General features: G+C 51.5%; 25 protein-coding genes. 23 read left to right on the forward strand and 2 right to left on the reverse strand.

Annotated elements, in window-relative coordinates:
* The first annotated feature begins 40 nt into the window (after window positions 1–40).
* From HZB62_01710 to HZB62_01725, 4 genes are all read left to right on the forward strand, one after another.
* Window positions 41–394: a response regulator gene (locus HZB62_01710; protein MBI5073876.1), complete on the forward strand. Its 354-nt coding sequence runs from the start codon at window positions 41–43 to the stop codon at window positions 392–394.
* A 73-nt stretch (window positions 395–467) separates the two neighbouring features.
* Window positions 468–1,430: an NAD-dependent epimerase/dehydratase family protein gene (locus HZB62_01715; protein ID MBI5073877.1), complete on the forward strand. Its 963-nt coding sequence runs from the start codon at window positions 468–470 to the stop codon at window positions 1,428–1,430.
* A complete protein-coding gene (locus HZB62_01720) occupies window positions 1,421–2,620 on the forward strand; it encodes a pyridoxal phosphate-dependent aminotransferase family protein (protein ID MBI5073878.1) in 1,200 nt (399 codons plus the stop codon). Before HZB62_01715 ends, HZB62_01720 begins: the two co-directional genes overlap by 10 nt.
* A gap of 4 nt (window positions 2,621–2,624) precedes the next feature.
* Window positions 2,625–3,728 (forward strand): N-acetyltransferase, encoded by a 1,104-nt coding sequence (locus tag HZB62_01725; GenBank protein ID MBI5073879.1) that lies wholly within the window; start codon window positions 2,625–2,627, stop codon window positions 3,726–3,728.
* A 23-nt stretch (window positions 3,729–3,751) separates the two neighbouring features.
* Here HZB62_01725 and HZB62_01730 read toward each other — a convergent pair whose 3' ends face one another.
* Window positions 3,752–5,005, reverse strand: a complete 1,254-nt coding sequence (locus HZB62_01730) for a beta-ketoacyl-ACP synthase II (GenBank protein ID MBI5073880.1) — start codon at window positions 5,003–5,005, stop codon at window positions 3,752–3,754.
* Between the two features lie 156 nt (window positions 5,006–5,161).
* Between HZB62_01730 and HZB62_01735 the strand changes: the two genes are divergently transcribed.
* From HZB62_01735 to gltX, 4 genes are all read left to right on the forward strand, one after another.
* Window positions 5,162–5,947 carry a DUF4115 domain-containing protein gene (locus HZB62_01735; protein ID MBI5073881.1) on the forward strand — a complete coding sequence of 262 codons (786 nt, stop codon included), beginning with the start codon at window positions 5,162–5,164 and terminating at the stop codon, window positions 5,945–5,947.
* Between the two features lie 9 nt (window positions 5,948–5,956).
* Window positions 5,957–7,660 carry a DnaJ domain-containing protein gene (locus HZB62_01740; protein MBI5073882.1) on the forward strand — a complete coding sequence of 568 codons (1,704 nt, stop codon included), beginning with the start codon at window positions 5,957–5,959 and terminating at the stop codon, window positions 7,658–7,660.
* Window positions 7,661–8,023: 363 nt separating this feature from the next.
* Entirely contained in the window at window positions 8,024–9,436 is a 1,413-nt protein-coding gene (gene tilS / locus HZB62_01745) for a tRNA lysidine(34) synthetase TilS (GenBank protein ID MBI5073883.1), read from the forward strand.
* Between the two features lie 122 nt (window positions 9,437–9,558).
* The gene (gene gltX, locus HZB62_01750) at window positions 9,559–10,971 is read left to right on the forward strand and encodes a glutamate--tRNA ligase (GenBank protein ID MBI5073884.1); all 1,413 of its coding nucleotides are present in this window, start codon (window positions 9,559–9,561) and stop codon (window positions 10,969–10,971) included.
* Window positions 10,972–11,036: 65 nt separating this feature from the next.
* Here gltX and HZB62_01755 read toward each other — a convergent pair whose 3' ends face one another.
* Window positions 11,037–11,942: a glycosyltransferase family 2 protein gene (locus HZB62_01755; protein MBI5073885.1), complete on the reverse strand. Its 906-nt coding sequence runs from the start codon at window positions 11,940–11,942 to the stop codon at window positions 11,037–11,039.
* Window positions 11,943–12,264: 322 nt separating this feature from the next.
* On the opposite strand from HZB62_01755, the gene HZB62_01760 reads away from it, so the two are divergent.
* From HZB62_01760 to comD, 15 genes are all read left to right on the forward strand, one after another.
* A complete protein-coding gene (locus HZB62_01760) occupies window positions 12,265–12,615 on the forward strand; it encodes a hypothetical protein (protein ID MBI5073886.1) in 351 nt (116 codons plus the stop codon).
* Between the two features lie 15 nt (window positions 12,616–12,630).
* On the forward strand, window positions 12,631–13,677 hold the full coding sequence (locus tag HZB62_01765) for a hypothetical protein (protein ID MBI5073887.1): 1,047 nt from the start codon (window positions 12,631–12,633) through the stop codon (window positions 13,675–13,677).
* Between the two features lie 146 nt (window positions 13,678–13,823).
* Entirely contained in the window at window positions 13,824–14,336 is a 513-nt protein-coding gene (locus HZB62_01770; protein ID MBI5073888.1) for a carboxymuconolactone decarboxylase family protein, read from the forward strand.
* Window positions 14,337–14,519: 183 nt separating this feature from the next.
* Window positions 14,520–15,479: a tetrahydromethanopterin S-methyltransferase subunit H gene (locus tag HZB62_01775; GenBank protein ID MBI5073889.1), complete on the forward strand. Its 960-nt coding sequence runs from the start codon at window positions 14,520–14,522 to the stop codon at window positions 15,477–15,479.
* Between the two features lie 142 nt (window positions 15,480–15,621).
* The gene (locus HZB62_01780) at window positions 15,622–16,650 is read left to right on the forward strand and encodes a methyltransferase (GenBank protein MBI5073890.1); all 1,029 of its coding nucleotides are present in this window, start codon (window positions 15,622–15,624) and stop codon (window positions 16,648–16,650) included.
* Window positions 16,650–17,336, forward strand: coding sequence for a corrinoid protein (locus tag HZB62_01785; protein MBI5073891.1), 687 nt, complete (start codon window positions 16,650–16,652; stop codon window positions 17,334–17,336). Before HZB62_01780 ends, HZB62_01785 begins: the two co-directional genes overlap by 1 nt.
* Before the next feature lie 3 nt (window positions 17,337–17,339).
* A complete protein-coding gene (locus tag HZB62_01790; protein MBI5073892.1) occupies window positions 17,340–17,990 on the forward strand; it encodes an epoxyqueuosine reductase in 651 nt (216 codons plus the stop codon).
* A gap of 130 nt (window positions 17,991–18,120) precedes the next feature.
* Window positions 18,121–20,112, forward strand: a complete 1,992-nt coding sequence (locus tag HZB62_01795; protein MBI5073893.1) for a DUF4445 domain-containing protein — start codon at window positions 18,121–18,123, stop codon at window positions 20,110–20,112.
* 131 nt (window positions 20,113–20,243) lie between these two features.
* Window positions 20,244–20,564 carry a hypothetical protein gene (locus HZB62_01800; protein MBI5073894.1) on the forward strand — a complete coding sequence of 107 codons (321 nt, stop codon included), beginning with the start codon at window positions 20,244–20,246 and terminating at the stop codon, window positions 20,562–20,564.
* A 72-nt stretch (window positions 20,565–20,636) separates the two neighbouring features.
* The gene (locus HZB62_01805; protein ID MBI5073895.1) at window positions 20,637–21,110 is read left to right on the forward strand and encodes a hypothetical protein; all 474 of its coding nucleotides are present in this window, start codon (window positions 20,637–20,639) and stop codon (window positions 21,108–21,110) included.
* Between the two features lie 27 nt (window positions 21,111–21,137).
* On the forward strand, window positions 21,138–21,617 hold the full coding sequence (locus HZB62_01810; protein MBI5073896.1) for a hypothetical protein: 480 nt from the start codon (window positions 21,138–21,140) through the stop codon (window positions 21,615–21,617).
* A 27-nt stretch (window positions 21,618–21,644) separates the two neighbouring features.
* A complete protein-coding gene (locus HZB62_01815; GenBank protein MBI5073897.1) occupies window positions 21,645–22,331 on the forward strand; it encodes a hypothetical protein in 687 nt (228 codons plus the stop codon).
* The gene (locus tag HZB62_01820; GenBank protein ID MBI5073898.1) at window positions 22,321–23,541 is read left to right on the forward strand and encodes a (Fe-S)-binding protein; all 1,221 of its coding nucleotides are present in this window, start codon (window positions 22,321–22,323) and stop codon (window positions 23,539–23,541) included. The genes HZB62_01815 and HZB62_01820 overlap by 11 nt, the downstream gene beginning before the upstream one ends.
* Entirely contained in the window at window positions 23,538–24,791 is a 1,254-nt protein-coding gene (locus tag HZB62_01825) for a cysteate synthase (GenBank protein MBI5073899.1), read from the forward strand. The genes HZB62_01820 and HZB62_01825 overlap by 4 nt, the downstream gene beginning before the upstream one ends.
* On the forward strand, window positions 24,767–25,894 hold the full coding sequence (gene comD / locus HZB62_01830) for a sulfopyruvate decarboxylase subunit alpha (GenBank protein MBI5073900.1): 1,128 nt from the start codon (window positions 24,767–24,769) through the stop codon (window positions 25,892–25,894). Before HZB62_01825 ends, comD begins: the two co-directional genes overlap by 25 nt.
* Window positions 25,895–25,927 lie beyond the last annotated feature (33 nt).

Here is a 25,927-nt window from a genome sequence, read left to right on the forward strand (position 1 = left end):
CGGTCTTTATTTAATCCAGGAGATGTATTAAGATATCGCCATGAATGTTCTTGTTGTTGACGATGAACAGCTTGTGAGGTGGTTCCTTGACCGTGCGCTCAAAAAGAGCGGGCATGAGGTTATGACCGCGTCGAACATCGCTGAGGCTGCGGAAAAGCTCAGAACCGTGAAGATAGACCTGCTTTTTGTTGATCTGCGTATGCCTGAGGGAGGCGGGGTGGAGCTTATCCGGCAGCTTGAAAACGCTCAGCAGAAGCCGAAGATCATCGTCTGCTCGGCCTTTATCACGAACGAACTTGAGGATGAGTTCAGGTCCAAAGGCATCTGCACCCTGAGGAAACCTTTTAAGCTTGACGAGCTGAATGATACGCTGAAGAAGTGCCTGGAGCAGTGAAGTCGCCAGTGGCGATCATGCCTGTTCTGTCTTATTTCTGCCTCAACCTTAACCTCTCGCCTGTTTTTATATCGTGAAAGCCCTGGTCACCGGTGCAACGGGGTTTATCGGCAGCTTTCTTGTCGAAGCCCTCAGCAGAAAAGGCTATGACGTCACCTGCCTTGTCAGAAAAACATCAAATATAAAATGGCTGAGACATCTCACCCTGCAGTACCTGTATGCTGATCTCGATGATACTGATTCTTATGCTGAAAATCTGGGCGGGTTTGCCTATATTTTCCATCTGGCCGGACTCACCAAGGCTGATACGGCGAAAGACTTTTATCATGCCAATGCAGAATGCACGCAAAAGCTTATCACTGCGACAGCAGAGAAGAACCCGGCATTGAAGAGGTTCCTGCATGTCAGCAGCCTTGCTGCTGCCGGTCCGAGTCTTGACAGCAGACCCTTGCTCGAAGATCTTCCTGCCTGCCCGGTCTCCGTTTACGGGAAGAGCAAGCTGGAGGGTGAAAAGGCGGTGCTCTCCTTAAAGGGGCAGCTGCCGGTCACCATCATTCGTCCCCCTGCGGTGTATGGCCCCCGGGACACTGATTTTTTTCTTGTCTTCAAGGCAGTACAGAACAGGCTGTTTCCCTACTGGGGGAGATCCTCCTATTCTCTTATATATGTTGAAGACCTTGTGCAGGGAATGATTTTGGCAGCAGAAAAGGAAGTTGCCGCTGAAAAGATCTATTATCTTGCTGACAGCAGGATCTATACGAATGATGAAGTTCTCGCTGCGGTCTCCTCGGCTCTCGGCAGAAAGGCATTTCGATTGAGGCTGCCCCGGTCTGTCCTTCCGATAATTGCGGCTCTGCTTCAAAAAATCCGCAAAAAAGGTATAATTAACCCTGATAAAATTCAAGAGATACGATACCCTCACTGGACGTGTGACCCGGCAAGGGCAATGAAGGAACTCGGTTTTTACGTGGAGACACCCCTTGGGGAGGGGTTTAAGAAAACAGCAGACTGGTACAGGAAAGAAAAATGGCTATAGAAAAAAATACTGACATCTTTGAGAAATGCTCCAAATTCACCAGGGCCAGGGAGCTCATGGCAGTCGGCCTTTATCCCTATTTCAGGATGATCGAAAGTGCTCAGGACCCTGAGGTTGTTATCAAGGGCAGGAAGATGATCATGGTCGGGTCGAATAATTATCTCGGCTTGACGAACCATCCGAAAGTGAAAGAGGCATGCATTGAAGCGGTCAGAAAATACGGCTCGGGCTGTGCGGGTTCCCGTTTTCTCAACGGAACGCTTGATATCCATGTGCAGCTCGAGGAGAAACTCGCCCGTTTTATCCGGAAAGAGGCGGCCCTTGTCTTTTCAACCGGGTTTCAGGTGAACCTCGGCGTAATATCTGCGCTGGTCAGCAAGAACGATCTCGTTATTATTGATAAGATGGATCATGCAAGCATTATAGACGGCTGCAGGCTTACATACGGCAGTGTGAAGAAGTATAGACATAATGACATGACAGACCTTGAACGGGTGCTTCAGGAACACGCTGACAAGAGAAAGATCATCATTGTTGACGGCGTCTTCAGCATGGAGGGAGACATCGTAAACCTGCCGAAGGTCGTTGAGCTGGCCAAGGCCTACGGTGCGCGGCTTATGGTGGACGATGCCCATGGCGTCGGCGTGCTCGGCAAGACCGGCAGGGGAACTGCGGAGCATTTTGGTATTGAGAAGGATGTTGATCTCATCATGGGAACATACAGCAAGTCCCTTGCATCCATCGGTGGCTTTATTGCCGGATCGGCTGAGGTGATCCATTACATCAAGCATTTTTCCCGCGCACTTATTTTCAGCGCAAGCCCGCCGCCTGCCTCGGTTGCTGCAGTGAGCGCTGCGCTCGATATTATCGAAAGCGAGCCTGAGAGGATCGATCAGCTCTGGAAGAACACCCACAAGATGCTGAAAGGATTCCGTGACCTCGGGTTTGAGACGGGTCCGAGCGAGACACCGATCATCCCGGTCATTGTCGGCGAAAATGAGATAGCGTTCAAGGCTGCGATGATGCTGCAGGAAGAAGGAGTGTTCGTTAATGTTGCTATAAGCCCTGCAGTTCCTGAAGGCCACGCGCTGATCAGGACAAGCTATATGGCGACCCATACTGAAGAGCAGCTTGACAGGGTCCTGGCTGCCTTTGAGAAGGTCGGAAAGGCCCTCGGTCTGATCGGCTGATACCTTGGAAGTCAAAGAAGTCACTGCAGCAAAAGACCTTGATCGTTTCATAGAGCTTTCATATTCCCTTTATAAGAACTACCCCCACTATGTTCCTCAACTCAGAAAAGAGCTGAGGGATCAGCTTTCCCGCAACAACCCTTTATTTATGCATGCTGTTGTCAAATATTTTGTGGCGGAAAAAGAGGGCAGGATCGCCGGCAGGGTCTGCTCCATTATCAATCAGCGTCACTGCGAATTTCACCAGGAGGCTGCAGGCTTTTTCGGCTTCTTTGAGGCAGAGAACGACCGTGAAGTGGCCAAAGCCCTGCTCGATGCCGTATCTGCTGAGCTCAGGGCAGAAGGCATGAAGGTCATGAGGGGTCCGATGAACTTTTCGACGAATGAAGAGTGCGGCTTCCTGATCGAAGGATATGACGAGCACCCCATGCTTATGACGCCGTATAGCCCTCCCTACTATAACGATCTTATGGAAGCATACGGCATGGTAAAGGCAAAGGACCTCTATGCCTTCATCCATGAGGTGCAGCAAAGCCTGCCCGAAAAAGTGCTGCGCGTTGCTGCAATCGCCGAGAAACGCGGGATCACCGTCAGGCCGGTTAACAAAAAGAGGTTCGATGAAGAGATGCTGGTCTTCAGGGAGGTGTATAACGATGCATGGGAGAAGAACTGGGGTTTTATACCTCTTACCGATGAAGAGATCTTTTACCTCGGCGAGCGGTTGAAACAGATCGTTGTGCCTGAACTGACCCTGATCGCTGAGGATAAGGGGATCCCTGTAGGTTTTCTGGGTATGGTTCCTGACTTCAATGTTGTGCTGAAAAAAATGAACGGTAACATAAATCCTCTTACGATCATAAAGGCGCTTTATTATTCGCGAAAGATCAGAGACCTCAGGCTCCTGCTCCTGGGCATTAAGAAGCCTTACCGTAACAAGGGAGTCGACGCATTGCTCTTCAGGGAGGGATTCAGGGGGATGGGGCGCGGAAAATATCGGAGAGTGGAGTTCTCCTGGATACTTGAGGACAATATCCCGGTGCAGCGGATCGTGGAGATGGCTGGCGGCAGGCTGTACAAAAAATACCGGATCTACGAGAAAACGCTATAGCTTTGCGACGATCGTCGATGCGATCAATGTATCTTTTTCAGCACCAGCACGGCATTTACCCCGCCAAAACCAAAGGAGTTCACCGCAGCAATCCTGATGTCTGCAGATTGTGCTTCCCGTACAACAGAAAGTCGTATCTTCTCGTCCTGCTCTGTCAGATTGATCGTCGGAAGCAGGATGCCTTGCCTGATCGCCATGGCAGTGCAGGCGGTTTCGAACGCGCCTGAGGCCGCTAACATGTGACCGGACATGGATTTGATCGCAGTGACCGGAATGCGTGCTGCCCGATCCCCAAAGACGTGATGGATGGCCCGGCACTCGGCTATGTCTCCAACAGGGGTTGATGTCCCATGGCTGCTTATAAGGTCCACATCCTCAGGCATGACCCCCGCAGAGGTCAAAGCGCTGTTCATTGCCTGCGCCTCTCCTTCGGCAAGCGGCCGTGTCTGATGAAAGGCATCAACTGAGTTGCCGTATCCCAGGATCTCCGCATAGATCTTTGCGCCGCGTTTTTGTGCTGTATTATATTCCTCAAGGACGATAACGCACGCACCTTCGGAAAGCACAAAGCCGTCCCGCTCCCTGTCAAAGGGCCTGCTTGCAGTCTGATCAGAGATCTTCGATAAAGCTCCGGCAGCGCCATATCCTTCGATGCAGACCCTGCAGACCGGCGCATCAGTGCCGCCCGCAAGGACGGGCCCTGCGAAGCCGGCCCGGATCAGACGGAAAGCCTCACCGATCGCATTTGTGCCTGATGTGCAGGCGTTTGAGATGCCGAGGCAGTACCCCCTCAGTCCGAGTTTTTGAGCAGTATATGAAGCTGCCATGCTAATGGTCGTTGAGGGCATCAGATAGGGAGATAACCGGAGTTTTCGCTGAGTACCGGCTGCCGAGTGCTGACGGCTGAGAGCTTTCTCTATTGTCCCGATACCGCCTCTGCTGGAGCCGATGATCACACCGCCGTTTTCAAGTAACACGTGATGCGTGATGCGTGATGCGTCCGATGAAATGAGTCCTGCATCTTCCGCTGCCATATGCGCCGCAGCTACAGCGTATTGCGCAAAAGGGTCGAGCCTTCGTCTCTCCTTTATGTCGAGACAGGGCGCAGGATCAAAATTTTTCAGTTCGCCGCAGACCTTCCAGGGCATGCCTGTTGTATTGAAGTGCGTGACAGGAGCGATGCCTGATTTCTGCCTGCCGGCCGCCTCCCAGGCCGATCGGAATGTGTTGCCCATCGGCGTTACGGCGCCTATGCCTGTTATTGCAATACGATGCATTGTAAACTATGCTAACACAAAAGGTTTACCATTATCTTATTGTCCTTGTGCTGCATCACGGCGAGAGGATCCTCAGGCATGAGAAAGACAGGACTTGCATAAAGATTTTTAATTAGAGGATAATAAAAAGCTTGTAAAGAATTGCAAGGAGAGGGCGTGGCAGGGGAACTCTTGAAAAAAAGGCGGGTAGAGCTGGGGCTCGACCTGAAGCAAACGGCAGATCTCCTGAAGATCAAGGAGGACTACCTTGCGTCCATTGAAGAGGATTTATTTGATAAGCTTCCTGTTGCCGTATATACCATAGGCTATATACGGTGTTATGCGACGTATCTGCAAATTGATCCTGAACCGATCATTGCCATCTATACCGGACATCTTACGCAGCCCAAACCGTCCACTATTTTCCCCGTAGCGTCTTCGAAGAAAAAAATTCCGTTTTATTATTATGTTATCCCTGCATTGGTGCTTGTTCTCGTTATATTGGCTGTCGTCATCCTGAGACAGGACAGATCAGGGCCTGAGAAAAAAATAGCAAAACTGCCTGTTCAGTCCGTGCAGCCTGTCCAGCCAGAGATCCGTCAGTCTCCCCTTGGTCAGGAATCTGTGCCGCCAAATACTCAGGGAACACCGCCAGTTCCGGGCAGTCAGGCAACGGGTAATCTAACGCCTCAGGCGGCCGGCGTACACAGCCTTGAGATCATTGCGAATGACCTGACCTGGATGCATATCAGATTTTCAAACGGCAGCCATGAAGAGATCCTGCTCAGGCCGGGTATGACCAGGGTATGGCAGTTTTCTGACAAAGCTGTGCTCAAGCTTGGCAACGCAGGCGGCATCAGGATGAATCTTGACGGCAGGGATATCGGCTCACCGGGGAGTCTTGGTCAGATCATGACCCTGAGCTTACCTGAAAATCGGCAGATCAACAGGCAGGGTGAGTAGCAGGAAGCTGTGAAAGATATCATCAACAAGCGGTCATTTCCGAGACGCAAGCTTGATCTTGAATTTGACCTTATTATAACCGGCCAGGCTTTTCCTGCTTTTGTAACCGATTTTTCCCTTACCGGTATGGGCATTCTGATCAAGGGCAAGTCAGATATTGATTCCCAGATCCTGGATCTGAAGATCAGGGACATCAACCTGAATGCCATGGGAAAGATCATCTGGAAAAGGGAGATGTTCTCTGGGCTTAAAGTCGGCGTTACCAGGATGGGCCCACTGGAAGGAACGTTGGGCTCTTACCAGCGCTCAGACCTTCTGGTAGGCATACGGCGGGCCCGCAAAACAGGAGTCCTGCATATCGAAACAGAGCAGTCGCTCAGGAAGATATACTTTAAGGACGGAGAAATGGTCTTTTCGTCATCCGACCAGGAGCAGGAACAGCTCGGTGCCGTGCTTCTTGCATCAGACAAGATATCGTTGCGACAGTATCAGAACACCCTGTCACTTGCACAGGAGACGGGAAAAAGCCAGGGCACAGTAATGGTCGAAATGCGGTACATCTCCCCCCAGGAACTTGTGCAGGCAGTGCATCAGAGAGTTGAGTCGATCATTATGAACCTCTGCAATGTCGAAGATGCGAAGTTCTTCTTCAGGGAAGAGGCGCTGCCGAGAGGTGAGATCGTCATGTTGAAACTGAACGCAAACGATCTATTGTATCGCGGTTCCAGAAAGGCGGAACATATCGACTCCTTTAAGAACAGATTTCTTCATCACCACACCAAAGTATTCATCTCATCTGAAACACGCGGTATTCTTGATCGCCTCGTGCTGGAGGCGCAGGACCGGGAGATTCTGTCGCTGATCAACGGGAAAACGTCGTTGAACGAAATCCTCTCAATGTCTCCATTGAAGGAGGAAGATACCCTCAGATCGGTCCATGCACTCTTCAATGCCCAGTTGCTTGAGGTGGAGGCAGAGTGGGCAGAGGAGGAAAAGCCCCAGGAGCAGGAGACTGCAGCCGATGGCAACGCTCTTGATCCTGAACTTTCCGAAAGGATAGACAAGCTTTACCGGGGGCACAAAACTCTCGGATATCAGGGGATACTCGGTCTGCTGCCGGGTGCCACATCGGCAGAGATCAAAAGTGCTTATCATGCCATGGCAAAAGAATACCATCCTGACAGATATCTGTTCATTCGGTCCGAGGAGTTACGGGAAAAGCTCAATGTTATTTTTGCCTATATCAGTGAGGCATACCGGGAGCTTTCGCGGTCCGGAAGTCTCAACCTACAACAGCCGCAGGCCTCAGCCTCTGCTGCTCAACCGGAATCTCAGCGCATGAACAATAAGACTATGGCGCAGGACAAATACCGGCAGGGCCGCGATAGTCTGGGTACCCAGGACTATGAGAATGCCATGACCTTTTTTGGTCAGGCAGTGTACCTCGATGAATCAGTGCCTGATTACCATTATTATTACGGTATTGCCCTGCTCAGGAACAAGAAGATCAAGGAAGCCGAGGCATCAATTCGCCGGGCCCTTCACCTTTCTCCCTATAATGCTGATTATTTTGCGGAGCTTGGTCATATCTATCTGAAACTCGGTTTTATGACCAGGGCAAAGAATACCTTTGATAAAGCGCTCAGGATCAATCCTTCACAGGCACATGCAGCTGACGGGATGAGAGCGATCCTGGAACTGCAAAAAGATTAGCGCGCCTTAAAGCCGGGGCAACCTTCAAAGCCAAGGCATCCCCCTGCCTTTTTTCTGAGCATACAGTCAGTATTGATGCATATGGAGATTGTCTCCCCATATGCCTTGCGGGATGTCCTGGCCGGTTTGGCCGAAGATAACTTCGCAGTTTCGCACTTTTCGGCAATATTCTTATGTTTTACGGAACGTGTTTTCATATCCTTTGCTGAAAGCCAACTGCAGGCTGGCCAAAAGCAGGTGCTTTAAGCAACGAGCTGCCAACTGTTGGGGCCGTAGGCGACCCCCAGAGGGCTGGCAGAGTGTGAACCTGCTTCCGGCTGGTTGAAAAAAATATTTTATATCATAATATAATTAACCACAGTTATGAAAGAAACCGATAGAGATATCATGACGGCAGACGACCTCTTAGAAAAAGCTGAGCAGACTATTCGCAAAAACGGTCTTATTGCAGAGGGCGATTCAGTCCTCGTGGGCTTTTCCGGCGGCCCTGATTCTACCTGCCTTTTGTATGTCCTGCACGCCCTCAAAGAGAAATATCAGCTGCAGATATATGCGCTTTATATCGATCATAACCTTAGGCCTGTTGAGGTGCCGGGGGAGATCGAATTCTGCAGAAAGTTCTGTGAGGGTCTTGGGGTTCCGTTCATGGTTGAGTCGATCGATGTTATCTCATACAGCAAAGAGCATCGTATGAATAGACAGGAGGCTGCGAGAGAACTCAGGTATCGGGCTTTCGGAAAAACAGCCGCTGAAATAAGAGCGGACAAGGTGGCACTTGCGCACAATGGTGATGACCAGGCAGAAACCCTGTTGATGCGGCTCGTCAGGGGGGCCGGACCAACGGGACTTTCCGGCATACCGGCGAGACGGGATAATATAATACGGCCGCTTCTGGAGATCGGCAGAGATGAGATCGAGAGATTCCTTGAGCGCAGGAACATCGTCCCGGTTACGGATTCCTCTAATCTCAAAGAGGACTATTTCAGGAACATGATCAGACTGAGACTCATGCCCATGCTGAAGCAGGCGAATCCCAACCTGCTGCAGCCGCTTACCCATACCATGGCGATCATGAGGGAAGAAGAGCGCTATTTCGGTATCCTTGTAACAAAGACGCTGATGAAGCTTATCAGCAGAAAGTCTGAGAAGAGGATCGAGCTTTTCCTTTCGCCAATGGAGGCAATGGAAGTGGTCATTCTCAGGAGGGTGCTCAGGCGTGCCATCTGCGAGACAGAAGGTCTGAGAGGCATAGGTTTTCTCCATATCGAGGATATTATTGCCCTTATCAGAAACGGGAAAAACGGAGACAGGCTTGTTCTGCCCAGGAATATTCGGGTGATCAAGGAATACGCGCTGCTTGTCATTACGTCCGAGGAACCCGTGCGTATTGCAGAGTACGCGCTTGACCTGCCGGGTAAGGCTGTTATCGTGAATGCCAGGCAGGTGGTGACTGCTGAGCGGGAAGGGGGCGACGTGCAGTTCGGCGACGGAAGATCGTCAGTCCTTCTTGATGCAGAAAAGGTGAGTTTCCCGCTTACGGTGCGGCCTCGAAGAACAGGAGACTATTTCTATCCTGTCGGATTCGGCAGGAAGAAGAAGCTGCAAGACTTTTTTGTCGATCTCAAGATCGCACGCGATGAACGCGACAGTATTCCGATCATTGTTTCCGGCGATGACATTGTCTGGGTTGCCGGATATCGGGCTGACGACAGGTTCAAGGTGACGGAGACGACAAAAAAGTTTGTGAGACTTGGTATAGTAAAGGGGAAATTTTAGAAAATGGCATGGCGGCGGCTGTCAGCCAAGTTCAAAAAGCGTTACAAAACGCAATTTGGTATTCAGGGCTTTGTTGGGTTTTTCTGATGTAGACGTTAACTCTTGTGTCTTAGGAGGTTATTTTGGCAGAACAGATTAGGGTAAGGTTTGCACCAAGCCCGACAGGACATCTTCATATTGGCGGGGCACGTACAGCCCTGTTCAACTGGCTCTATGCGCGGCATCACGGCGGGACCTTTATCCTCAGGATCGAGGACACAGACAGGACCCGCTCGACTGACGAATATATCGAGGCGATCATTGAGGGCATGAACTGGCTCAATCTTGGCTGGCAGGAGGGGCCTTTTCGCCAGACAGACCGGTTTGACGTATACAGAAGTTATGTCGACAAACTGGTACAGGAAGGCAAGGCGTATCACTGCTACTGTTCAGCCGAAGAACTTGAGCAGCGCAGGCATCTTGCGATAGCCCAAGGCAAGCCGCAGAAGTATGACGGCAGATGCAGAGACCTTAAAGAGCCTGTGCCAGGCCGCACGTCTGTTGTCAGGTTCAAGACCCCGCAGCAGGGCGAGACGGTTGTTGACGATCTGATCAGGGGCAGTGTGGTCTTTGAGAACAGCCAGCTTGATGACCTGATCATCCTGAGATCTGACAACACGCCTACTTACAATTTCACGGTAGTCGTAGATGACGTTGATATGCGCATTACCCATGTCATACGCGGCGACGACCATCTGAACAACACGCCCAAACAGATCCATATCTACAAGGCGTTGGGATATGAGATACCCAAATTCGCCCACCTGCCGATGATACTCGGCGCAGACAAGACGCGGCTTTCAAAACGTCATGGCGCAACTTCGGTCTTGGCCTATTACGAGATGGGGTATCTGCCTGATGCCCTGGTGAACTATCTGGTTCGCCTTGGCTGGTCACATGGCGATCAGGAGGTCTTCAGCCGCGAAGAATTGGTCAACTATTTTTCCTTTGAGAATGTGGGCAATGCAGCAGCAGTCTTTAACCCGGAAAAGCTGCTCTGGCTGAATCAGCAATATATCATGGCAGCTGCTCCTGAAAAGCTCGCAGAACTGGTGATACCTTTTCTGAAGAAGGAAACCATTATGGCTGAGGAACAGGCGCTGGACATGGAGTGGCTTGCGAAGGCGGTGAAGACCCTGCAGGAGCGGGCAAAGACCCTGGTTGAGCTTGCCAGGTCACTTCGGTACTATATTGTTGAGGATGTGACCTTTGACGGGAAGGCAAAGGAAAAGTTCCTGAACGAAAAGAGCCTGCCTCTGCTCAAGGATCTGAAGGATGCGCTTGCATCGCATGCAGATTTCTCCCATGCAGGGCTTGAACCTGTCTTCAGGGGTATAGTCGAAAAGCATGGCGTGAAACTCGGCGCGCTTGCCCAGCCGGTTCGCGTTGCCATGACCGGGGGCACCGAAAGCCCGGGCATCTATGAGGTTTTGGAAGTGCTGGGGAACGAGAAGACCCTGAGGAGGCTCGAAAAGGCGATCAACATAATTTCGTGATAGCAGGCTATGAGCAGCAAGGGAGTAGAACCATTGTTTGATCGAGCTGCTACCGTTTCAGATAGTCATCTGTCCCAAAAATATTCATGCCTGCTCAATTTACGTATCATTGAATTTGGCAATCTATCATAATGTCGTCCCAGGGTGTATCCAACATATTTCAGAACAGTTCTGATGACGAATTCCGGAATCAAATAATATTTTCTGTTCTTCATCAGAAAATCAAAGGCTGATCGCACATATCTTTTCCCTTCTCCGTCCGCTTTTCCAAACTCTTCAATAAGCCACTGCTCTGATGTGTGGAAGACGCCGATATCGAAATATCTTTTTAATTCCTGAAGAACAGTATAATTATGGGAATGATAGACCATAGCGTCGGGAACATACGCGATCTTATATCCGGCAAGCAATAATTTGGCACCTGCATAAGTGTCTTCACCGAGGATCAGCTTTTCCCTGAACCAGGAGATCTCATCCAACGCGCTTTTCCGGTAGCCCGCAAAGGAGTTTGAGAGAAAAGGCGTCTTGATGCCATATATGGTCTTGTCGCTCAGGCTTCTGATATAGGGGGTTTCAGGATAATTAAATAGTCTCAGGTGTGCCCCAAAAGCCGAAGCATCCGGATAGGGCAGTTGCCTGCCGAAGGCAGCGGCTAACTTTTGATCTTCAAAAATTCTCACAATATTCCCGATGCTGTGTCTGTCACAGGGAAGGGCGTCTTGCGTCATGTAGATCAGGATATCGCCTTGAGCAGATTTACCTGCCTCTGTCCTTGTCCCCCCATGGTCAAAATCTTTCGTCTGCACAACCAGGACCTCTGCCCCAAAAGATTCAGCGACCTTAACGGTTTTGTCAGATGATGAGGAATCGACTACGATGATCTCGGTAGGGACTGTCTGAGATCTCAGAGCCTGACAAAGACGCTGAATCTGTTGTTCAGCATTATATGTAGGGATAATGACACTTGTCATGCAATAGATGGCAGGGGCAGATCATCTGTTTTTCTGTATTCCGCAGTCGGCTATATCCGGTCCCTGAGTCATAAGTATATCCTTTGTTTCAGATCTTCGCCAGTCCAGGTAAAGACACACTTGGCTAAAATGCGAAAAAGCGCTTTGAGTCGAAACACCTGATCTTTTTTGCAGATATTCAAACTCACCAATGAGGCAATATTCCCCAGATAAATGGGGCAATATGCAACAGCATATCACGGTTGTCGCTGAAATATCTTGTAGCTACCGCAGGTTATGATCATAGTGCAAGTGGCACTGGAATTGCCTACTATCAGGTATCGTGTACAATATACTTCTCTGCACCCAAAGCCCGATATTGATCAAAGGCTTGTACGGCATCCTGCGCGATGAGGGATACAATGTTGATCTGTCAGATTACCCTGCCCATGCTGTTCAGCAGATCATAAAGAACTCCTACGAAGCTGTGATTATCGATTCTCAGGCCTTTGGCATGCCTGCCGAGGATGCAATAAAGGTCATCAAGACGATCGCGCCTGACATCAGGGTAATCCTTGTCGGATATCCCGAAGAACAGACAGATGCTCTCAGCACCAAGGTGCCTATAGATCTTGAGAAGCTGAGGTGCCTGGTCCATAGCATGCACAAAAGTGCCATTACTTCGCATATATAAGGAGGAATCACCCGTATGACCATGACACCGAGAGAGACGATCCTGAAGGCCTTTGCCATGCAGCCGACCGAGAGAGTTCCGGTAACGTTGTTCGGCGGCGGCATGTGGTCTATCAAGGACTACGGCACGACCTTTGAAGAGCTTTCGACCAATGTGGACAAGAATGTTGAGATGTGTGTAGCCGAGGCTGAAAAGATCAGATCAGACATTGTGTATGTCGGCTCAGGGTTTAACAATTTTCATGCGATCGCATTAGGCAGAAAACTGGGTGTCGGCGTGAAGTTCCGTGAGATCGGTGCGCCTGACATGACTGCCCACGTTGTGAGTTCTGAAGAGGACATTGCAAAGCTCGACATGGAAGATCTGTTCCGTGACCCTGTTGTCCTGTCAGTGATGGATGCAACACGGAAGGTCAGGCAGAAGATCGGCGACAAGTATCTTGTTACCATGACCTGTTGGGGCCCCTTCACCCTTGCAGCCCGCTTTGTTGGTGAAGAGACCTTCATGAAGGCAACATTCAAGAAACCTGCCTTTGTCGAAAAGATGGTGGACTTCTGCGCAGACCTGCTGATCAAACTCTACGAGCCGCTTGTAAAAGATGGTGTGGAGGCGCTCAGCATTGCTGATCCTACGGCATCAGGCGATCTGATCAATGCAAAACAGATGGCAAGGTTCGCTGTGCCGCCGCTGAAGAAACTGAGCGACTGGGCAAGGTCAAAGGGCGCCCATACGATCCTCCATATCTGCGGGAATACTGCAGACCGGCTCGATCTCTTCCCGCAGACCGGATGTTCCACCATATTCTTTGATCAGAAGGTGGATATTGCCAAGGCACGCGAGGCCCTTCTCGGCAAGATGTCCTTTGGCGGGAACGTTGCACCGGTGCATGTGCTCCTGAACAAGACCGAGGCAGAGGTTGAGGCTGCCTGCAGAGAGGTGATCGATGTGGCAGGCAAGGACAACAGGGGCTTTATCCTTGTGCCTGGCTGTGACATACCGCCTACGATCACATTTGAAAATCTGAAGAAGTTCCATGACGTTGCGCTGAACTGGAAGTATTAGAAAATGGGGGATAGGAGCTCGGGATTAGGGGCTGGATATTTTACCAAACTCTAATCAACCAATCCCTAACCCCAACAAAGAATACCCCTGAGGGAGGTGAGGAAATATACAGGGGATCGGAAAGATGTAACGGGAGGTAAAAAAGAATGGGATTGCTCGATTTTGTAAAAAGCATTCTTGGCCTTGCGCCAGGAGAACAAACCACGGAGGTAAGTAAAATGGCAGAGAAGATGACAACAGAACAGGTTAATGCGTACATGAAGCAGCAGTGCGGTTTTGTTCCGAGGATGTTTCAGGTTATCAACACCGTAACGCCGGACCCCGGCCGGACCTTTGCAGATTTCTATGCAAGCATCTTTGGCGACGGCGCACTTTCGAGAAAGGTTAAGGAGTTGATGTTCATGTCAGGCGGCGTTGCTTATTGCTCACCGCGCTGCATCATCCATGCTATCCCTGCTGCTGAGGCAGGCGCGACCTGGAACGAGGTCTTTGAGGCAGCAGCAGTGGGCATGATCCTGGCAGGTTTTGTACCTGGCGGTCCCGGCATCCCCTATGCCTTTGAATATGCCCTGAAGTGCCTTGATATCTTTGACAAGTTCAAGAAGGGCGAGAAATGGGAGTATCTGCCTGCTCCGAAGTTCGACCACGGAGTGTATTAAGAAAAAAAGGCTGAGGTCAAGGTTGAGGAACAGAAAAACAGGTGTTGATTATGAGTTTTTCCCTCGACCTTAGCCTTAACCTCGACCCATAAAAAAAAGGGACAGCGTCCAGAAAACAGGAACGACTGCCCCATGAGCGAAAGTAAAAATAGTTTAGCATAAATTACCGATAAAGGAGAGAGAATGTTCAGATTTGAAAAAGAACAGAAGGTGTTTAACCTTAACGGCATTCCTGTGGGCGGCCAGCCCGGAGAGAACCCGCCGCTTATGATAGCTTCACTGTTTCATAATAAGGACAGTGTTACCAAGACCGACCGGAAAGGCAATTTTGACCGCGACAGGACCAAAGAGATGTTAAAGCAGATGGAGCAGATCTCCGAGGCCACAGGCGTTCCTGCCATGGTCGCCATGGTTGCCAACACGCCGGACGAGGCAAAGACCTATATTGATTTTTATCTGGAGAATACGTCCATGCCCTTTGGCATTGACATGTGGGTGGCTGAGCAGCGTGCAAAGGCAACCGAGTACGTTGCAGAGATCGGTGTGCAGGACAAGTTCCTGTACAACAGCATTACTCCCTGGGACAAGGATATCAAGGGCCAGGTGCAGCGTCTTAAAGACCTCGGTATCAGGCATGTTGTCATTCAGGCATTTGACGATCAGGACCAGTCGCCGGCAGGCAGAGTGAAGTCTTTCGAGTCGATCATGGCGCAGGGCGCAGATTCCTTTGATACGATCATCGTGGACACGTCGGTCATGAACATGCCTTCTACCTCCTTTTCCTGTGTTGCCAACAGGCTGATAAAGGAGAAGCACGGATTTCCCTGCGGCGGTGCGTACTCTAATGGAACGCATATGTGGGGCGAGATAAAGCAAAAGTGGGGACTTGACGGGTTCAAGGCTATGGACGCGGTTGTACAGGGCATGGGTTCAGCGCTCTGGTCAGACTTCAACTTCTGCGGCCCGGCAGTCACGGCACCCCGTGTATTTCCGGCTGTTGCAAGCGCACACATACTGCTTTCGACTCTGGTCTATGACGAAACCGGGACAATTTATGATAATCCGAACCTGCCGATCCGCAAGCACTTTGCTGACTTCATCGCAAAGATGCAGGAAGGCGGAAAGAGGAAAAAAGGAAAATAAAGTCGTCAGCGATCAGTCATCAGCTGTCAGCTCTGAGGACACCGTTATCGACTGCTTACTGACTACTGATTGCTGGATGCCTAAAGCTGATAGCTGACGACTGAATACGTAAAACTGGAAATTGAAAGGAGAAACTTGGTTCATGAATTCACGCGAAAGAGTATTGAAAGTGTTTAAAAAGGAGGCGGTTGACAGGGTCCCCTGTTTCAGCGGCATGGGCAACATCACCGAGACCGGTATCAAGGAGCTCGGTTACAAGTTTGCCGGCATCCATCTTGATGCGAAGCAGATGGCAGAGACTGCTGCAACCACCTACAAGCTGTTTGGCTACGAATGCGGTGTTGTGCCGGTCGACCTCTGTGTTGAGGCAGAGGCAATGGGCTGCGTTATCAATGTATACCCGCATGCAGAAGGTATTCTGTACCCGACGATCAAGGAAAAGCTTATCCATAACGAGGCTGAGATGGATACGATCAAGCTGCCTGAGGGTTTTTCTGAAAAGGGAAGGATCCCGTTGATGCGGGAGGCGATTGGACTCCTGAAGGCTGATATCGGCAAGGACGTTGTGGTCGGTTCGTATGTGCTCGGCCCCTTTACCCTGGCCGGCCAGATCATGGAGCTGAACGACCTTCTGAAGCTCTCGTTCAAAAAGGCGGATAAGGTTGCGAAGCTGTTAGACCTCTGCGCAGATGCGATCATATTGACCGCAAAGGAATATGAGAAGGCAGGTGTGGACTTCATTACGGTCAGGGAGATGGGTGCGACCAGCGATGTTCTCAGTCCGCGGGTATTCAAGAGCCTTATCCTGCCGCCGCTTCAGAAGGTGATGAAGGCGATCTCTGCATATTCAGTCCTGCATATCTGCGGAAAAACGAACGAGATCGTAACGTCAATGATGGAGGCAGGGCCTACGGCGATCAGCGTTGAACAGAAGAACGATGTTGCAGAGTCACGAAAGAAACTCGGCCCTGACGCCATCATCTTCGGTAATATGGACGCGTACAATGTGCTGGTTTCAGGAAGCGAGGACGTTGTGCGCCAGTCAGTCAGAAAATGCATTGACGACGGCGTGAGCGGTGTATGGCCGGGATGCGATATCTGGCCGACCGTGCCGCCGCAGAATATGAAGGCCATGGTGGAAGAGACAATTTCATACGGAGGTAAAAAATAATGGCAGATGAAGCGAGAAAAAAAGAGATCCTTGAGAAGATGAGAAACGGCGTCATCCAGTATGACGAGGACGCATGCAGGGAAGGCGCAAACGAGGCACTTGAAGCAGGACTTGATGCGAACGAGGCGATCTTCGACGGCCTGGTCTCCGGCATGGAAGAGGTGGGCAGGCTTTTTGAGGCGCAGGAATATTTTGTTCCCGAGATACTCATGTGCGCTGACGCTCTGTATGCCGGGCTTGACATCCTGAAGCCTCACTGCAAGCAGATGGACCTTGGCGTAAAGGGGTCGGTTGTCATCGGCACGGTCGAGGGGGATGTCCATGATATCGGCAAGAATCTTGTCAAGATGATGTTCGATGTCGCAGGGTTTCATGTCTATGACCTTGGTCGCGACGTGCCTCTGGACAAGTTTGTTGATGAGCAGCTTAAGACAGACTCTGAACTGGTCTGTTTATCGGCCATGATGACCACATCCATGGTCGGTATGCCGACCGTCATCGAAAAGATCAAGGCCAAGAACCCCAACTGCATGATCATGATCGGCGGCGCTCCTACATCCAAGGACCTTGCTGACAAGTGGGGTGCTGACGGGTATGCAGAAGATGCCAGCAATGCCCTGAAGGAGGCGATCAAGATGGTCGCGTTCCTGAAGAAGCTGAGGGATGAAAAGGCTGCCAAGCAGTAAGCAGTGAATGCAGACCCGCTCAAGCAGTATCTGAAGGGCGAAGGCGCAACGCTTGTCGGCGTAGGCGATGTGACCGCGGCATTGTCCCGAGAGATCATTCACCTGAACCGCGGCATCGCGATAGCGCTGAACAGGAACCTTAACAGGGAAACGATCCGCCTTCTGGCCCGGCTTCAGGGTCTGACTGTATCATGGCTCAGCTCAAGGGGATACCGGAACCTTTCGATCCCCCCTGACTCTGACCGGCAGAACGATAAGCTGATAACAAAGCTGTACAAGCTTTTCTGCCATAAGACGGCTGCAACCTGTTCCGGACTGGGATGGGTCGGCAAAAACGGGCTTTTGATCAACAGGCATTACGGCTCACGGCTTTCCTGGGCTACGGTGCTGACCAATGCCCCTCTTGATGCTGACGAGCCGGTGAGGGAGTCAGAATGCGGAGACTGCGATCTTTGTGTAACGCACTGTCCTTCAGGAGCGGTCAAAGGAGATCATTGGTCCATAAGCAATCCCCGGCGCAAGCTCGTTGTGTATGAGAAGTGCGCGGCGCTCAAGAGCAGGCGCCAGACTCTCGACGGCAAGCCCAACTGCGGGTTTTGCGTTACCGTCTGCCCGTATTCGAGAAGCAGGAAAAAGGGAGAGAGCAGGAAGTAGGAAGTAAGAAGCAGGCAGAAGACAGGATAGAGGAGACGGGAAGAACAGCGATGACTGACCAGCCGTAAGTTATCGTGCTGGCTCCTGACTTCCGGATCCTTATGAAATCGATCTCAAGGAGGAAATATACATGAGTCGTAAATTCAAGGTTATTTTCCAGCCTGCAGGCAGGCGGGGAGAAATAGAAGAGGGTACCACTATCCTCAAGGCTGCACAGCTTCTGGGCGTTGACCTCGAAGCCCTCTGCGGCGATAAAAAAGTATGCGGCAAATGCAAGGTGCGGATCGAGGAGGGATATTTCGAAAAAGACAATCTCGAGTCCGGTATGTCCCATATCATCCCTCCTGAGGCAGGTGCTGACGAACTGAAGCATATCAAACCTGAGGACGGACCGGGTGTGCGGCTGGCCTGTTCAAGCCATATCCATGGCGACCTCAAGGTCTTTGTTCCTGAGCGGTCGCGGGCAGGGAAGCAGGTGGTCAGAAAAGCGGCCAGTGAGCTGACGATTGCGCTCGATCCGGCAGTTAAGAAATATCCTCTGACGCTGACGCCGCCGACATTGCATGACATGACGACGGGGGACTACGAACGGGTGATCAAGGCCCTTGAGGAGACCTATGGTCTGAAAGATCTGAAGTTCGATTTTGAAGTGCTGCTCGGGCTGCAGGATGCGCTTCGTCAGGGCGAATGGACGATTACGGCCACGGTCTGGCAGGACAAAGAGATCGTGAAGGTCGAGGCAGGTCATGTGGATGTATGCTATGGTCTGGCGGTTGATGTGGGGACAACCACCTGTGTCGGTTATCTCTGCGACCTTTCAACCGGCAAGGTGATCAATACCGAATCGATGATGAACCCCCAGGTCCCGTACGGCGAAGATGTCATGTCCAGGATCACGTATGCCATGTCAAACCCTGAAGGTCTGAAGACCATGCAGGATGCCATCATAACCGGCCTGAACGAGATCATCGATAAGGTCGTGAGCGAGGTCAAAAAGGACGGGCCGAACCCCGGCTTTGCGATCGATGACCTGACGATCGTTTTCAATACTGCAATGCATCATATTTTCCTGGGACTGAATCCGGTCTATATCGGCCGCTCACCGTTCATTCCGGCGGTCCAGAAATCACTCGACATCAAGGCCCGGGACCTTGGGCTGAAGATCAATCCGGGTTCGTTTATCCATGTCCTGCCGATTGAGGCCGGGTTTGTCGGCGCTGATAATGTCGGCGTGCTGATCGCCAGGGAGCAGTATTTCCAGGATGATATGGTCCTGATCATCGATATCGGCACCAATGGCGAACTCCTGCTCGGCAACAGGGACAGGGTCTGCTCGACCTCCTGCGCAACCGGCCCGGCATTCGAAGGCGCGCAGATAAAGTTCGGTATGCGTGCAGCACCGGGCGCGATCGAAAAGGTGCAGATCGATCCTGCCACCAAGGAGCCCCAGTACAAGGTGATCGGCAAGGCTGACTGGCATACGCATATTGAGGGCAAGATCGATGCAAAGGGCATCTGCGGATCAGCGATCATTGACGTGATCGCCGAGATGTTTAAGGCCGGCATTATCGATAAGACCGGCAAGTTCGTAACTGACGCCAATACAAACCGGATACGCAAGGATGAGGAAGGAAAACCGGAATATGTTCTTGCATGGGCAGACCAGACCTCGATCAATCAGGACATTACGGTCACGCAGGGAGATGTAAGGGCCCTCCAGCTTGCAAAGGGCGCGCTCTATGCCGGAGTGAAACTTATGATGCAGAAGATGGGCGTCACCCATCTTGACCGTGTTGAGCTTGCCGGTGCATTCGGAAGCCATATTGACCGTGAGGCATCGCTTGCCTTGGGTCTCTTCCCTGATGTTCCGATAGACAAGGTCGTTGTTGTCGGCAATGCAGCAGGTGACGGCTCACGCATGACCCTCTTGAACAGGGGCAAGCGTGTTGAGGCTGATGAACGCGCCCGCTGGGTCGAGTTTGTCGAGATCGCAACGGAACCGGCCTTCGAAAAGGAGTTCATGATGGCCATGCATATTCCGCATATGAAGGACAAGTTTCCGAATCTGAAGGCCCTGCTTGCAGAGCAGAAGGCGCCGATTGCTGCATCGATAAAAGGATAAACTCAGGAAGAGAGGCAGTGTTTTCTGCCTCTCTTCTTCGGGCCATGGGACTGCAAGGATCAATTTCCCCCCCAGGAAATTCCCCTCCCCCTTGCATTCCATGGCTCGTAGGAGAGGGACAGGGAGGAACAATGACAAAGGTGCAGGTTAACCCCGGTGTATGCGGATTTACGGTCGGCATAACGGTTGAAAGGGACAAGGACAGGAACTTCCATATCAGCCTTGATACGGAATGCGAGATGGTTAAGAAGATGGCAGAGGAGATCTCATTTCTCGAGTTCCGGGCTCCTTTTTCAACGATCCTGCATAACCCTGTGTACCGTTCTGCGTCAAAGAATCTGAAACATGCGGCTTGCCCTGTACCGTCCGGAATACTGAAGGCTATCGAGGTCGAAGCAGGTGCCTGCCTTCCGCGACCGGTCAGCATTACGTTCATCGAAGAAGAGGATTAGGGACAATGAAGGCATAAGCGGATTATGATATGATAATTATGCGTTAAAGATCTTTTTCAAGGGGTTGAAAGAATGAAGGTTAGTTCAATGGAAGAGTATCTGAAAACTATTGCAGCCGAGTTCACAGCCAAACTCGAAGAGGCGGTGAAGCAGGGCAGGATCGATATGGATTCCCTGTTTGATGAAAACTACGTCAAGACTGCGGAAGAGGGCAAGTTCAGTGTTCGTTCAAACAGGTTTTTCGATGCCGAGGTGCTGCCCCTGTTGAAACAGTGGGTTAAGAAGGACGAGCGGCTGATTTACGTGGTTGCAATGGACAGGAATGGTTATATGCCGACCCATATCATGCCCGCAAGGGCAATGATCAAGATGACAGACCCTGTATCTCTCAGCGGCGCAAAGAGCCCCTTTTTGCTGAGACAGCCGTTCCGGCGGCCAGCCGCTGCCGGCGGCGAGCTGGCAAAAGATGTTGCGGTGCCGGTCATGGTAAATAAGCGTCACTGGGGATGTCTCAGAATAGGCTATCTGCCTGATGCAGGAGCATAGAATATACGTGCCAGGGAGGACAAGCTTATGTCTTTGATCTTTGCCACGATGGAAGAGTATCTGAAAACTATTGCAGCCGAATTCACAGCCAGACTCGAAGAGGCAGTGAAGCATGGCAGGATCGATATAAATTCCCTGTTTGACGAAAACTATGTCAAGACTGCGGAGGAGGGCAAGTTCAAGGTCCGTTCAAACAGGTTTTTCGATGCCGAGGTGCTGCCCCTGTTGAAACAGTGGGTTAAGAAGGACCGGCGGCTGCTTTATGTGGTTGCAATGGACAGGAATGGTTATATGCCGACCCATATCATGCCTGCAAGGGCAATGATCAAGATGACAGACCCTGTATCTCTTAGCGGCGCAAAGAACTCCCGCCTGCTGGCACAGCCTTTCCGGCGGCCGGCTGCTGCCGGCGGCGAACTGGCAATGGATATGGCGGTGCCGGTCATGGTAAATAAGCGTCATTGGGGATGTCTCAGGATAGGCTATCTGCCTGATGCCGGTGCATAGGCGTTACATGCCGCGAACTGCAGGGCTATGTCTTTGATCTTTTTTTTTGCTGCAATCTTCTCCTATCTCTTTTTTCTGCTCCGTTTTGCCTGGCAGGGCATTGTCTGGCTCAGGGCATCAGGACATGCAGCAGCATATCCCGTTTTTCTCACAAGAGTTCCTGCTGGTGCTTATATCAGTACGGTGCTGGATATCCTTTTTTTCAGGAGGATATTTACTGCCAGCAAGCGCCTCTGGATAGGGTCATGGATATTCCATGTATCCTTTTTTTTTGTAGCACTTCGCCATATGAGATTTTTCTTCTCATCCCTGCCCGACTGCCTGATCTTCCTTCAGCCTGTCGGCGTACTCGCAGGATACCTGCTTCCCCTTTCCCTGTTGTACCTCATTGTGTTGAGAATTGTGCAGAAGAAGGACAGGTATGCCTCTTCGTATAACTATATTATTTCAGGCATGTTGTTATTGATCGGCTCTGCCGGACTGGCGATGCGAATGTTGTTCCGTCCGGATCTGCTCAGTGTGAAGCAGTTCTCTCTCGGCATCTTCGGCCTGAGTCCCCAGCCCCTGCCGGACAGTATGCTGTTTCTTCTTCACATTGGCCTGTTTCTCCTTCTTCTTCCTGTTCTTCCGACCCATATTATCGCTGCGCCTTTTGTGAACCTGGAAGCGAACAGAAGAATGGAAGAGCTGAGGTATGTCATCCATGAAAGATAAGAAAGGATCATTTACCGCTAACCTGACGCCGATGCAGGTGATGGAACTGGATGCCTGCACCCAGTGCGGCGAGTGCCTTCAGCACTGCCCTGTTCAGGAAGTGACCGACAGGCCGTCCATATCCACGCCCGAAAAGATCAGGGTCTTCCGGCAGTTCATCAAGGCAACCGGCGGGCTTAAGGCGCGTTTCTTCAACCCCAGGGAGATAGATAAAGAACTCCTTCAGGACTTTACCAGGGCAGTATTCGAATGCACCACCTGCGGTGCCTGCGGCCAGAAATGCGCTGTCGGTATCTTTACTCAGCGGCTCTGGCCCTATCTCAGGAAAGAGATGTTCGACCGGGGCCTTGTGGACTACGAAATATTGAAGGACATGCCTGAGGCGATAAAAAAGACCGGCAATCCGTATAACTTTCCTGCTGAGGAACGGTTCAAGCCATGGTTCCCGGAGCAGGTGAAGGTGGCGGAGAGATCAGATATAGCCTACTATGCCGGCTGTTCCGGCGTATATGGCGCAAAGCCGATGGTGAGAGGTGATGTGCTTGTGCTTGATGCCATCGGCGACCCGTTTGCCATGCTTTCCGAGGAGGATGAGGTCTGCTGCGGCTTCCCTCTTTTCATATCAGGCCAGCATGACATGCTCGAAGACCTCACGAAAAGGCTTGTTGAGGCGTACAAGGCAAAGGGCACAAAGGTCCTGGTCTGCTCATGCCCCTGCTGCGTGAATGTCATGACAAGGGACTGGCCGGCCTTTTACGGCAAGGAACTGCCGTTCAGGATCAGGCATATGACCCAGCATGTTGCAGATGCCTTAACGCAGAGGAAGATTACGGTAAAGAAGGAATTGAAGGAACGCATCATTTATCACGATCCCTGTTATCTGAGCCGGGGCGTCGGCGTCATTAAAGAGCCGCGGACAGTGCTGAAGTCCATCCCTGGGCTCGAACTTCTGGAGTTCGACCGGCACGGGCTGGAGTCCCGCTGCTGCGGCGCAGGCGGAGCGGTGAGGAAGGTCTTTCACGATAATGCCATAGCCATTGGAAGGCTTGCGATCGACGAGGCTGTTGCAAAAAAGGCTGACAAGCTTATTCTCAGCTGCCCGGCCTGCTACGGCAAGGTCAACGAAGCAATGCAGGATCATGACAAAAAGATCCCGATCATTGACATCATGGAGCTTTTCGCCCAGTATGTAGAGAGGGTTGAACCATGAGCCATTTTACGATCATCTGCAGAGGCTGCGGCAAGGAACTGACAGACGTCTACTGTGCGTTTTGCGAGCACTGCAAAGACTCTTTGCTTGTCACGAAATACAAAGACCCTTTCAGAGATGATTGCGGCTCGGGTATCTGGAAATTCAACTGGCTTCCGGTTCATCAGCCGACGTTTGAGCAGCCCGGCAGCATTGTTTATCGGTCTCAATGGCTTGCACGCCATTTTGGGCTCGAAAATCTTTTTATCGCCTTCAACGGGTATTGGCCTGAGCGGGGGGCTTTGCTTGAAACCTGCACATTCAAGGAGTTCGAGGCGGCCATCGTTCTTCAAAACGCAGTCGAGAATAAAGTGGAAGGGCTTATTGTCGCATCGGCAGGAAATACTGCCAGGGCCTTTGCTCATCTCTCTGTTGTTGCCGGCTTTCCGGCGATAATCGTAGTACCGCGCATGTGCCTCATGGAGATGTGGTATCTCGAAAGTTCGTCTATGGTGCCGACCCTTGCGGTTGGCGATGGCGATTACTCTGACTCTATCGATGTTGCCAAACGGATCTCGGCGATCTCCGGGCTGCCCTTTGAAGGCGGCGTCAAAAATATAGCCAAGCGCGACGGTCTCGGCTCAACGATCCTTGAAGCTGTCTCGAAGATCGGCAGACTGCCTGACCATTACTTTCAGGCGGTCGGCAGCGGCACCGGAGGCATCGGAGTATGGGAAATGTCAGAGCGGTTCCTCAGGGACGGACGGTTCGGCTCGGGACTGCCCAGACTGCATCTGGCACAGAATCTGCCCTTTGCCCCGATGGTGCATGCCTGGGAGAAACAGAGCCGAGAACTGTTCAAGGAAGACCTTAGGCCGGAACTGATCGGTCAGATATCGACGCGCGTTCTTTCGACCCGATATCCTGCCTATTCGGTCAAAGGCGGCGTCTTTGACGCTATGCAGGCCTGCGGCGGCGCCATGTACGGCGTTACGAACAGGGAGGTATTTGAATCGCTGGAACTGTTCAGCAACCTTGAGGGCATAGACCTGGTGCCTGCTTCTGCAGTGGCGGTCGGCGCCTTGAGGCAGGCGGTAGAAAAGGGCAATGTCAGAAAAGATGAGACCGTGCTGCTGAATATCACCGGCGGCGGTGAACTGATGCTCGGCAGAGAAAAAAAGACCTATAATGTTGAACCGACATTTGTCTCGAAGAAGATCACGGACAAGGAGATCGAGGACCTGGTATGCACAATCCTGAAGAAGAACTGATATCCATTCTGAAACAGGAAGGCATTGATTTTACCGCTTCACTGCCGTGCGAAAAATTCAGGGTCCTGCTCGAGATGGTGGCCGGCCGGTTCTTTCATCTGCCGCTTACGCGCGAAGAAGAAGGCGTCGGCATCTGCGCAGGGGCAGCGCTTGCAGGAAAACGGCCTGCCATGTTCATCCAGAGCTCAGGCATCGGCAACATGATCAATGCCCTGTTGTCGCTGACCGGTTTCTATGAACTGCCGCTGGCGATCTTTGTGAGTCAGAGAGGAATTTATCAGGAAAAGATCGCTGCCCAGTTCCCGATGGGAAGAGGGCTGCCGAAGATCCTTAAGGGAGCCGGTATCCGCCATACTGTTATCGGCTCCGCAGAAGATCTCAACGTCATTCCACGGAAGCTGAAGAGTGTGTATAAGAAGAACCAGATACATGCCTTTCTTCTGAGCCCGGCGATATGGGAAGGTTCTTCTGCAAAAAGCACACTTATTCTTGACCAGCGTCCCATAACCTGCATGATCCCTGAAAAGCGGCAGGAGGTCTTGCCCCCGCAATATACACGGTATGAAGTTCTGGAGATGATGGCGCCCTGTCTTGAAGGCAGGGTTGTGGTGTCCAATCTGGGATGGCCTTCCAAGGAACTCTATGCGCTGAAGCACCAGCCATCCAATTTCTATATGTTAGGCAGTATGGGCATGGCAACGCCGATCGGTCTCGGCATAAGCCTTTCATCGGAGAAAGAAGTGGTTGTGATCGACGGCGACGGCAGCCTGCTGATGAACCCCGGTGTGCTTGCTACTGCCGCGCATGCTGCGCCGGAGAACCTGACGATCCTTGCGATCGACAACAGCTCTTATGGCTCAACAGGCAGCCAGGAGACCCTGACCGGTTCCTGCGTTGACCTCGAACTGGTTGCGAGAGGATTCGGCATCGGCAGCACCGTGAAGGCTGCAGCGCGGGAACAGCTGATCGCTGCCATGGCATCGGATAATAGAGGATTGAAGTTCATCCATGCGCTGGCGCTCCCCGGCAATAAGGAAGTGTCGAATATTCCGATAGACCATCTGACGATCAGAGACGCTGTAAGGAACTTTCTCAGAAGATAAGAGCGCCGCAGCACTGATCTTCCGGGAAATATA

It is taken from the genome of Nitrospirota bacterium (assembly GCA_016214855.1).
Classification (GTDB): Bacteria; Nitrospirota; Thermodesulfovibrionia; order Thermodesulfovibrionales; family UBA6898; genus UBA6898.